The following is an 8169-nucleotide window of genomic DNA, read 5'->3' on the forward strand; positions in this document are numbered from 1 at the left end:
GCCCGCGCGCGCCTGGCCGCCCGTGACTGAGGGCGCGGGTGTGCGGGTGTCGGGTGGCCCCCCCCCCCCCCGCCCCGCCGGCCCCCCCCCCCCCCCCCGGCGTTTCCGGGGTGAACACCCGCGCGTGATCTCCTTTGTTGCGCGGGTTCACCGCCGTTCCCCACCGTCCACCCCCCACCCGCCTGCCGGCGGGCGCCCACCCCGGCCCTCGCCGCGCGCTGCCCGGCCAGGTGGCACGCGGCGCTGATGGAGCAGGGTGATGTACCTGCCGGAGCCCCTTCGGACCGGTGGGACAGCGCGCCTCAAGCGGCGATGTGTGCAGGCCGGCTACCAGCCATCGCGGAGCGCAGGGCGGTTCGGACTCGGGCAGCACCTGCGGCTGCCACCTCCGCCCCCTTGCCGAATGTGAGGGTTCGGGCTGCCAGGCCGGCACACGGGCGGCAGATGCCCGGCCGGGGCACGGGGTCGTGACACTTGGCGCACTCGGCGTACCGGGCCGGCGGCCGTGCGGCAGGCCGGGCGGGTGGCATCTTGTGTTCCAGGCGGTAGCGGAGCACAGCGGCCGCCGAGTGCACCGGGGTGGGCAGGCCCGGCAGCAGGGCGTGGGCGAGGTCGGCTGCGGTGCAGCCGCGTGCCAGCCACTGCGCCACCATCGGTGCCAGCTCCCGGACTTCGGCCTCGCCCAGGCGCAGTCGGGGCTCGGGGCGGATCACCCGGAACAGCGTGGCCGCTGCCTCACGGATCTCGGGTGCTTCCTCCTCTCCTCCCTGGTCGCTTTCGCCTGCCGGGCTTGTGGGGAGGGAGGGTTCTTGGTGCCGGTTCTTTACAACAGGGCTGCCAGCAGGGCCGGTTGCCGCTTCACCGGGCGCCGGACGGGTGGTACCCGGCGGCGCCGTGGCGTGTGGGGTGTCGTAGACGTGGGATTCGGTGATGATCGTGCCGTCGGGCATGCGGATCTTCTCGACCCGGTAGAAGCCGGCCTCAGTGAGCTCCTTCAACGCCTTGCGGATCGCGCCGCGTCCCTGGGGGCTGCTGTCGGCCATGTGTCGTCCGTCTTCGCGCCAGCCGTCGGGGCGGGAGAGGAGGTCCGCGAGCAGGCCTCGGGCGGTGTAGCTCAGCCGCCGGTACTGGAGGACGGCGTTGGGTAGCACGGTGAAGTTGCGCACGTGAGCGCTACGATGGATCCGCATCTGGAGTTGGTGCTCCTGGTGCCGGACCCCGGAGCGTTGGCGCGCTGCCGGGGTCGCCTGTTTTTGATTGGATTACGGAACGTACCACGACACTTGACGCAGCGTGAGACGTTCACGACATTCAGTGCGTGATCAGCGCGCTGACGCAGCTGCCGGATTGCGGCTACCTGGCGGCGAGAAGGTGCCCGCGGTCGACGGCCTTGCGGAGGACCGCGGCGATTTCCGGGGCAGGAGGTTGATCGCGTCGAGGGCTTCGGTGGTAAAGGGGATCTCCTCCAGGAAGTACTCGCCCCGGCCTTCCTGGCTGAACTCGGGCCCAGTGCGATCCTCGAAGCTCCACTTGTCGACGGTGGCGAGGTAGAAGTCCTGGCGCTCGTCGTCCGTCTCGATGGTGTGGAGGAGACTGACGATCTCGGCCTCGCCCGCGATTTCCTCGCGGACCTCGCGCCGCAGGGCGTCCTCGGGGCTGGCGTCGGTCGGTTCGATCTTGCCGCCGACGATCACCCAGTACGGGTCGATGCCGGGGCGGATGCGCTTGATCAGCAGCGTGGTGTCGTTCGGGGTGAGGAGGACGGCTCGGACTCGGTGCTGCATGGTGGCCTGCTTCTTGTTCGGCGGGACGGGCGGTCAGGCGGCTTCGGCCTGGTCCATTGCGACTGCACTCGGCTGTGCGAGCCAGACCAGCCGTGCGGTGATCCCCGGACGCCCGGCGAAATGGCGCAGGGCCAGATCGGGGGATGCGAGGGTCATTCGCACCTGCCCGTCGATGCTGATCACGTGCGCCGGCCCGCCGTGGTCGACGAACCCCCAGGCCACGACCCACCCGTCGACGTCCGGGAGTCCCTCGCCACACACCTGGACGACGGCGAACAGACGGGGTGCGGTGTCGAGCACGAGCCCGCACAGCTCCTGGTCGAAGGTCAGGCCGGCCGGGTGCCGAGACATGACCGGACGGGAGTTCTGCGGCGGCGCAACAGCCATGGAAGTTCTCCTACGTGAACGGGAGTTGGAGGCGACGCTGGCGCCATCACGGGCAGCGGAACAGCTCGCACTGGGCGGTGTCAGATCGGCGAGGCCAGGACGCCTCGTGGCCAATGGCCGAGCCAGAACGCGGCGGTGGACGGTTCGGGTTGGCCCTCGGTGGAGCCGTCGTGAGGCAGCAGTTCGGTGGGGGCGATGTAGCCCTCGCCGGGATCGAGCCGCAGCCGGAAGACACGCAGGGGCAGCCCGAGGGCGGCGTAGGCCCGCAGGTCGTCGGTGTGCGGATAGCGGTCATTGGGGTCGGTGTGGAGACAGCGGCAGATGGCGCGGATGTCGAGGCTGCCGAGCAGGAGGTAGCGGGTGCCGGGGCCGAGGTTGAAGCACAGGCGTCGGCGGCCGGTGTGCTTGGAGCGGTAGTTCAGCTTGTCCCAGTTGTCGATGTGCAGGCCGATGCGGCGGCCGTCCTGGTAGTTCGGGGTGGTGGTGAGGGCTTTGGCAGGGCTGGTGGTGCGGCCGACGTGGAAGGCATCCGGGTCGCCGAGCGGGTCGGCGAGGGACGCGAGGCCGGCCGGGGCCGGGCCGTCCGGGAGCTTCGCCAGTTCCACTAGGGTGCTGTCGGCGGTGAGCCCGGTGGGGCGGAGGCTGGCGGCCTCCGAGGTGGTGAGGGATTGCCAGGGGCCGACCGGGAGGACGGCCCCGTCCTCGTAGTCGAGGTCGCCGTGGGCGATGCGGACGCCGGTGGTGTCGCACCTGGCGATGAGGGCGACGGGGTCGGTGTGGGCGATCGCGAGAGTCACGCGGGTTCCTCCCGGGCGTGGTTCACCGGTCGTCGAGGGTGTCTGCGAAGGTCACGTCGAGTTCGGCGATCAGGGCTTCGGCGAGTTCGGCCTGCTGGGTGCGGTCGATGAGGACCTTGGCGAGGTTGGCGACGCCGCGCAGCGTGGTGAGGTCGTTGCCTCGCAGGACGAGGCCCTGGTACTTGCCCCGGCCGAACTCGGTCAGCCGCAGGGTGCAGGCGTCCAGGACCGCGTTGCTCAGGTCGCAGCCGGTGAATGACGCCTCGACGAGCACGCACTTGGTGAAGGCGACCGGGCCGGTGGCGCGGACCTGCTCGAAGGTCGAGTAGTCGAGCTTGCAGTTGTCGAACAGGACGTTGTCCAAGGTCGTGCCGGTGACGGCGGCGCCCATGACCTTGCAGTTGCGGAAGACGACGCGGGAGAGCTTGCTGTCGGTGATGCGGGCGGTGGCCAGGTCGCAGGTGTCGAACTCGACGGAGTCGAGGCGGACCTGGTCGAGCCGGAAGCGGTCGGCCCGCAGGCCGGCGACGCGGCCGGTGATCAGGCGCGTCTCGGCGAGGTCCAAGTCCCGGAGGTCCGCGTCGCCGTACTGGAAGTCCTGGACCAGGCCACGGGCGGACTCGAGGGTGGTGACGTTGGACAGGTAGAGGCCGGGTTCGTTCAGGCGGGGCAGGGTCACGGTGACGCGGCCGAGAGTGATGCTGTCCACGGGGCTCCGATCTCGGGTGGTGGCGGGGGGGGCCCCCCCCGGGGGGGGCCCCCCCCCGGGGGGGGGGGGGGGGGGGGGGTGGGGGGGGGGGGGGGCGGGGGGGGGGCCCCCCCCCCCCCCGCGGCCCCCCCCCCGGCGCTGTTCGGCTGGTGCGGCTAGCTCTTGTTCGGCCAGTTGTCCCAGGTCGGCCGGTTGTCGAACGACGATCCGGCGTTGTCCCAGGTGGGCCGGTTGTCGAACGGGTCGGCGCTGGGGCCGGCCACGGCGGCACCGGTGAGGTCGGCGACCACGGCGGTGTCGCTGGCGGCCAGGAGTTCGAGCAGGGTCATGCGGCTTGCTCCTCTCGGACGGTATCGGACAAGGCGGTGACCAGGGCCTGCCGGGACACGCGGCAGTAGTTCGTCTCGGTGGTGTCCAGGCGGCCGTTCTCGAAGTAGCGATTGCCGGCCTGGGCTCCGCGGCAGAAGCCGAAGAACTGGCAGGTGGCCTCGCACTCGTCCAGGCCGGTCAGGAACTCGCGCACGTACGTGAGCTGGTGTGCGCGGTCCAGCATGGAGCCGATGGTCTGCTCCAGGACGTTCCCGGCCCGGAAGTTCTCGTAGGCCGGGTCGGTGATCCCGGCGAGTTCGGGGGAGAGCAGGACGACGTCGCCGTTGGAGGCGATGGTCGGGATCGGGTCGATCAGCGTGCGGTCCCAGTCGTCCCGGCGGCCGTCGCGGACGGCTCGCAGGTAGGCGCCGAGTCGGTCGACCTCGCGGATCGTCAGGCCGGGGTGGCGGCGGGACCAGGCGATGGTGCGGTGCCAGAACTCGCGGGCCTGTTCGGCGGTGGGCACTGCGCGATCGGTGTTGACGCCCTCCCTCTCCTCCATATTCAGGCCCACGGTGTGACAGCCGAGGTCGGCCATGAAGTCGAGCAGGGTCTCCGGGTCTCCGACGCTCTCCGCGCTGACGACGGAGATCACCGAGAAGCGGATGCCGTGTTCGCGCAGCTGCCCGACGCCCTTCATGATCCGGTCGAAGGCCTGGTGGCCGGCCCAGTCCACGCGCCGGCGGTTGAGGGTGGCCGGGCCGTCGATGCTGACCCCGACACGGAAGCCGTACGCGGCGAGGAAGTCGCACCAGGCCGGGGTGATCAGTGCGGCGTTGGTCTGCACCGAGTGCTCGACCAACCCGGCCTGCCGCAACGGCTCGAACGGGGCCAGCAGCTCCGCGAGCCGCGTGCGGCCGACGGCCAGCGGCTCGCCGGCGTGCCAGACCACCTCGACCGGCTCCGGCGATGCGGCAACGGCGAACTCGGCGACGGAACGGGCCACCGCCTCGGCGATCGCGACCGGCATCGGGGCCCGCCGCTTGCGGTCGGGCAGGTAGCAGTAGGTGCAGTCCAGGTTGCAGAAAGGGTCCGCCTGGAGAACGACCGTCCTCGGACGACGGGCGATGCGGCGCCGATATCGGGCCGGGGAATGCATCATGCTGCCCCTCCAAGGGCGGAGACTGGGCCGGCGCAGGGCCGTTCACGGGACGGGATCCCGCGCTGGAACCGCCCGGGGCCGAGCGGCGTGCAAACAGTGAACGACCGTCACGTGCCAGATGGTGAGGCAAAGTTGACAGCACCGTGGTCCCAGCCCGACCGGAAAACTTGACCGTCTCATTACTCGACCCCCTGCGCGGCACGTGACAACACGACTACGTTGATCGCATGGTGGCTGACGTTCCGCTCCGCCTCCGGATGGCCGAACGCCGGATGACGAAGGCCGAGTTGGCGCACGAAGTGAACACCGAGATCAGGACCCTCACGGGGAAACCCGGCTCCGTGTCAGAGCGCACGGTGCACAACTGGCTGACCGGTGCGACCCGGTGGCCGCCGGTGAAGATCCGCCTCGCACTCAGGGCAGTATTCGCATGTACGCCCGAAGACCTGGGCTTCGTCCCGACCGGGCGGGCTCGCACCACACCGGAGGACGACGTGAGGCGACGCGACTTCATAGCGGCGGCCGGAGGTGCGGCCGTGACCGTGCTCACGAGTCCCCCTGCCGTGGCATCGAGCGGCCGGATCGGGATCGGTGACGTGCGGAGACTGCAGACCCGCTTCGCCGAGGTCATCGCCAGCGACCACCGCCATGGCGGTCGGCTCAGCATCGAGACCAAGGCGACCGCGCTCGCCGAGGAAGCCCTCAACCTGCAGAAGAACGGCACCGCGACCCAGCGGGTCCGGGCCCAGCTGTACGCGTGCGCGGCATCGTTCATGTCCTCGGCGATGTGGGCCGCGATCGATGGCCGTCGCTTCGGCGCCGCCCTCAAACACCACCAGAAGGCTGCCACCCTCGCGGCGATGTCCGGCGACTCCGGTATCCAGTTCCGAATCTGGTCCCACGCGGGGAGCCTGTACCGGCACCTCGGGCAGACAGGCGACGCGCTCGCCGCCAATGAGGTCGCCCGCAGCCTGCCGATCGCCCGACGCGACCCGCTGTTCGCCTCCCTCGGACACGCCCGCCATGCGGCGATCCACGGCCTGACCGGGGACTCCAATGCGGTCCGCCGGTCCATTGGGCACGCACAGGACGCTCTCAACCGCGCCGACCTCGGTGTCTCCCGACCAGTGTGGATCACCGCCTTCTACGATCAGTCCGAACTGGACTCCCTCGCCCTTGCCGCCCACCTCGCGGCCGCGAACTGGGAGGACGCAGAAGCACACGCACACCGCAGCATCGCCCAGCGGCGTGACACCATGCAGCGGTCCCGCGCGATCACCACCGTCCGGCTCGCCCGGGCCCAGCTAGGGCAGGGCGATCTGGAGCCCGCGGTCGCCACCGCGATGTCCGTCCCGGCCGAGGACTCCGAGCACCCCCGCGTCACCCGGATGCTGGCCGCCTTCGGCACCTCGCTGCACCAGCTGGCCGGCGGCAGCGGCTCGGACCGTACTTGGACGGCGTACGCCCACAACACCTGGAGGACCACCGCGTGACCGTCGAACTCCGCCACCACACCATCCTGCCCCCCGAGGCCCGGCAGGACCTGCTGGACGTGTACACCGATGTGCGGGCCCCTCTGCTGCACCTGCCGAACTACCGCGTCGACGTGTTCGTCGAACGCTTCGATCGGCATGCCACCGAGCCCGGCTTCGAGCTCGTCGTCGGCTACGACGGCGAGGTACCGGTCGGGTACGCCTACGGCAACACGATCGAGGCGGGCGACCGATATTGGACGCGCATGACCGAGCCCCTTCCGGACGGCTACACAGAGGCCCCGGCTCTGGCCATCAAGGAGATCGGCGTCCGGATCCCGTGGCGGGGCACGGGTGCCGCCCGCCGGATCCACGACGGCCTGCTGCGCCGCCGGCCCGAGGAGCGTGTCACCCTTCTGGTCAACCCGCTCGCAGGGGACGGCAAGGTCCAGCGGCTCTACGAGACCTGGGGCTACCAGGCGTTCAACGCGCAACAGCCCTCTCCGGACTCGCCCCGGCTGACCGCGATGATCCGCCCGATCCACTGAGCCTGGGGCGGCGGGCCGAGTGCGGCACGCACTCGAAAATCGCCCGCGCCTACAGCGCGCAGAACTGCATGGACGAAGCTCTCGCGCTCGTACTGGACGCCGAGGAACCGGCCCGAGCAGGTCCGCTACCACTTCATCCCCCGACACCTGTTGGCCGACTGGGTCCGCCAACAGCACGGGAAGTCCAGCTACTTGCTGGCAGGCGTCGCGCAGCGGCTCCAGATCGTCGCGTGACGCGGCTGGGCGGCTACAGTCGTCGCCATGAGCGACTCCCAGTCCCACGAGGTTGTGGCCCAGCCCCGCTCCGCCGCGGGGGTGCTCTTCTTCGACGAGGACGACCGCGTCCTCCTCGTGAAGCCGACCTACAAGCCGGGCTGGGAGATCCCCGGCGGCTACCTGCACGCCGGGGAGACCCCGAGCGAGGGCGCGGCCCGGGAGGTCAAGGAGGAACTCGGTATCACTCCGCCGATCGGCCGCCTGCTTGTCGCCGACTGGGCACCCCATGCCACCGAGGGCGACAAGCTCCTCTTCGTCTTCGACGGCGGCGTCCTCCCGACTGGCGAGCTCGACAACATCACCGTCGACCAGGTGGAGATCGGCGAGTATGCCTTCCACACCACCGACCAGTTCGACGCACTCCTCATCCCGCGCCTCGCCCGCCGCGTCCACGCGGCCTGCGTCGCCAGGGCGAAGTCAGAGACCGTCTACCTGGAACACGGAGCGACGCGCCTGTAACTGCGCGGCGACGACATCCGCTTCACCGTCTACGTCTGCGGGCGGTCAAGGTGGGTGCATGTCGCCGGTTGTGGCGTTCGGGCACAGGACTCTGCCCGAGTCTTCGGTAGGACGGGGTCCTCTCGCTTCCGGCAGGTCATTCGTCCTGCCCCACCAGCGCCGCGGGGGGGGGGGGGGGGGGGGGGGGGGGGGGGGGGGGGGGGCTGATATAAAATAAAAAAGAACAACTCATCAATACTAACTCTAATAATTGGAGTGTATCTCTA

At 70.4% G+C, this 8169-nt stretch carries 10 protein-coding genes; 3 read left to right on the top strand and 7 right to left on the bottom strand.

The genetic code is table 11. From position 1 onward, the window contains the following. Window positions 1-302: 302 nt before the first annotated feature. The 7 genes from ACFV0O_RS10585 to amcB all read right to left on the bottom strand — a co-directional run bounded on the left by ACFV0O_RS10585 (window position 303) and on the right by amcB (window position 5148). A complete protein-coding gene (locus tag ACFV0O_RS10585; protein ID WP_380339098.1) occupies window positions 303-1166 on the bottom strand; it encodes a hypothetical protein in 864 nt (287 codons plus the stop codon). 156 nt (window positions 1167-1322) lie between these two features. Next, window positions 1323-1784, bottom strand: a complete 462-nt coding sequence (locus ACFV0O_RS10590; protein ID WP_380339100.1) for an NUDIX domain-containing protein — start codon at window positions 1782-1784, stop codon at window positions 1323-1325. Between the two features lie 33 nt (window positions 1785-1817). Then, window positions 1818-2171, bottom strand: a complete 354-nt coding sequence (locus ACFV0O_RS10595) for a hypothetical protein (RefSeq protein ID WP_380339102.1) — start codon at window positions 2169-2171, stop codon at window positions 1818-1820. 80 nt (window positions 2172-2251) lie between these two features. Further along, window positions 2252-2968 (bottom strand): hypothetical protein, encoded by a 717-nt coding sequence (locus tag ACFV0O_RS10600; RefSeq protein WP_380339105.1) that lies wholly within the window; start codon window positions 2966-2968, stop codon window positions 2252-2254. Between the two features lie 22 nt (window positions 2969-2990). Further along, window positions 2991-3677: a pentapeptide repeat-containing protein gene (locus ACFV0O_RS10605; protein ID WP_380339108.1), complete on the bottom strand. Its 687-nt coding sequence runs from the start codon at window positions 3675-3677 to the stop codon at window positions 2991-2993. Window positions 3678-3832: 155 nt separating this feature from the next. Continuing rightward, complete coding sequence (gene amcA / locus ACFV0O_RS10610) at window positions 3833-4006, bottom strand: multiple cyclophane-containing RiPP AmcA (RefSeq protein ID WP_380339110.1); 174 nt, start codon at window positions 4004-4006, stop codon at window positions 3833-3835. Then, complete coding sequence (gene amcB, locus ACFV0O_RS10615; RefSeq protein ID WP_380339113.1) at window positions 4003-5148, bottom strand: cyclophane-forming radical SAM peptide maturase AmcB; 1146 nt, start codon at window positions 5146-5148, stop codon at window positions 4003-4005. The genes amcA and amcB overlap by 4 nt, the downstream gene beginning before the upstream one ends. A 536-nt stretch (window positions 5149-5684) precedes the next feature. Here amcB and ACFV0O_RS10620 point away from each other — a divergent pair. From ACFV0O_RS10620 to ACFV0O_RS10630, 3 genes are all read left to right on the top strand, one after another. Beyond that, window positions 5685-6641: a hypothetical protein gene (locus tag ACFV0O_RS10620; RefSeq protein ID WP_380339116.1), complete on the top strand. Its 957-nt coding sequence runs from the start codon at window positions 5685-5687 to the stop codon at window positions 6639-6641. Continuing rightward, window positions 6638-7168, top strand: a complete 531-nt coding sequence (locus tag ACFV0O_RS10625) for a GNAT family N-acetyltransferase (protein ID WP_380339119.1) — start codon at window positions 6638-6640, stop codon at window positions 7166-7168. The genes ACFV0O_RS10620 and ACFV0O_RS10625 overlap by 4 nt, the downstream gene beginning before the upstream one ends. A gap of 261 nt (window positions 7169-7429) precedes the next feature. Continuing rightward, complete coding sequence (locus ACFV0O_RS10630; protein ID WP_380339122.1) at window positions 7430-7903, top strand: NUDIX domain-containing protein; 474 nt, start codon at window positions 7430-7432, stop codon at window positions 7901-7903. The last annotated feature ends 266 nt before the right edge of the window (window positions 7904-8169 follow it).

It is taken from the genome of Kitasatospora sp. NPDC059577 (assembly GCF_042735475.1).
Classification (GTDB): domain Bacteria; phylum Actinomycetota; class Actinomycetes; order Streptomycetales; family Streptomycetaceae; genus Kitasatospora.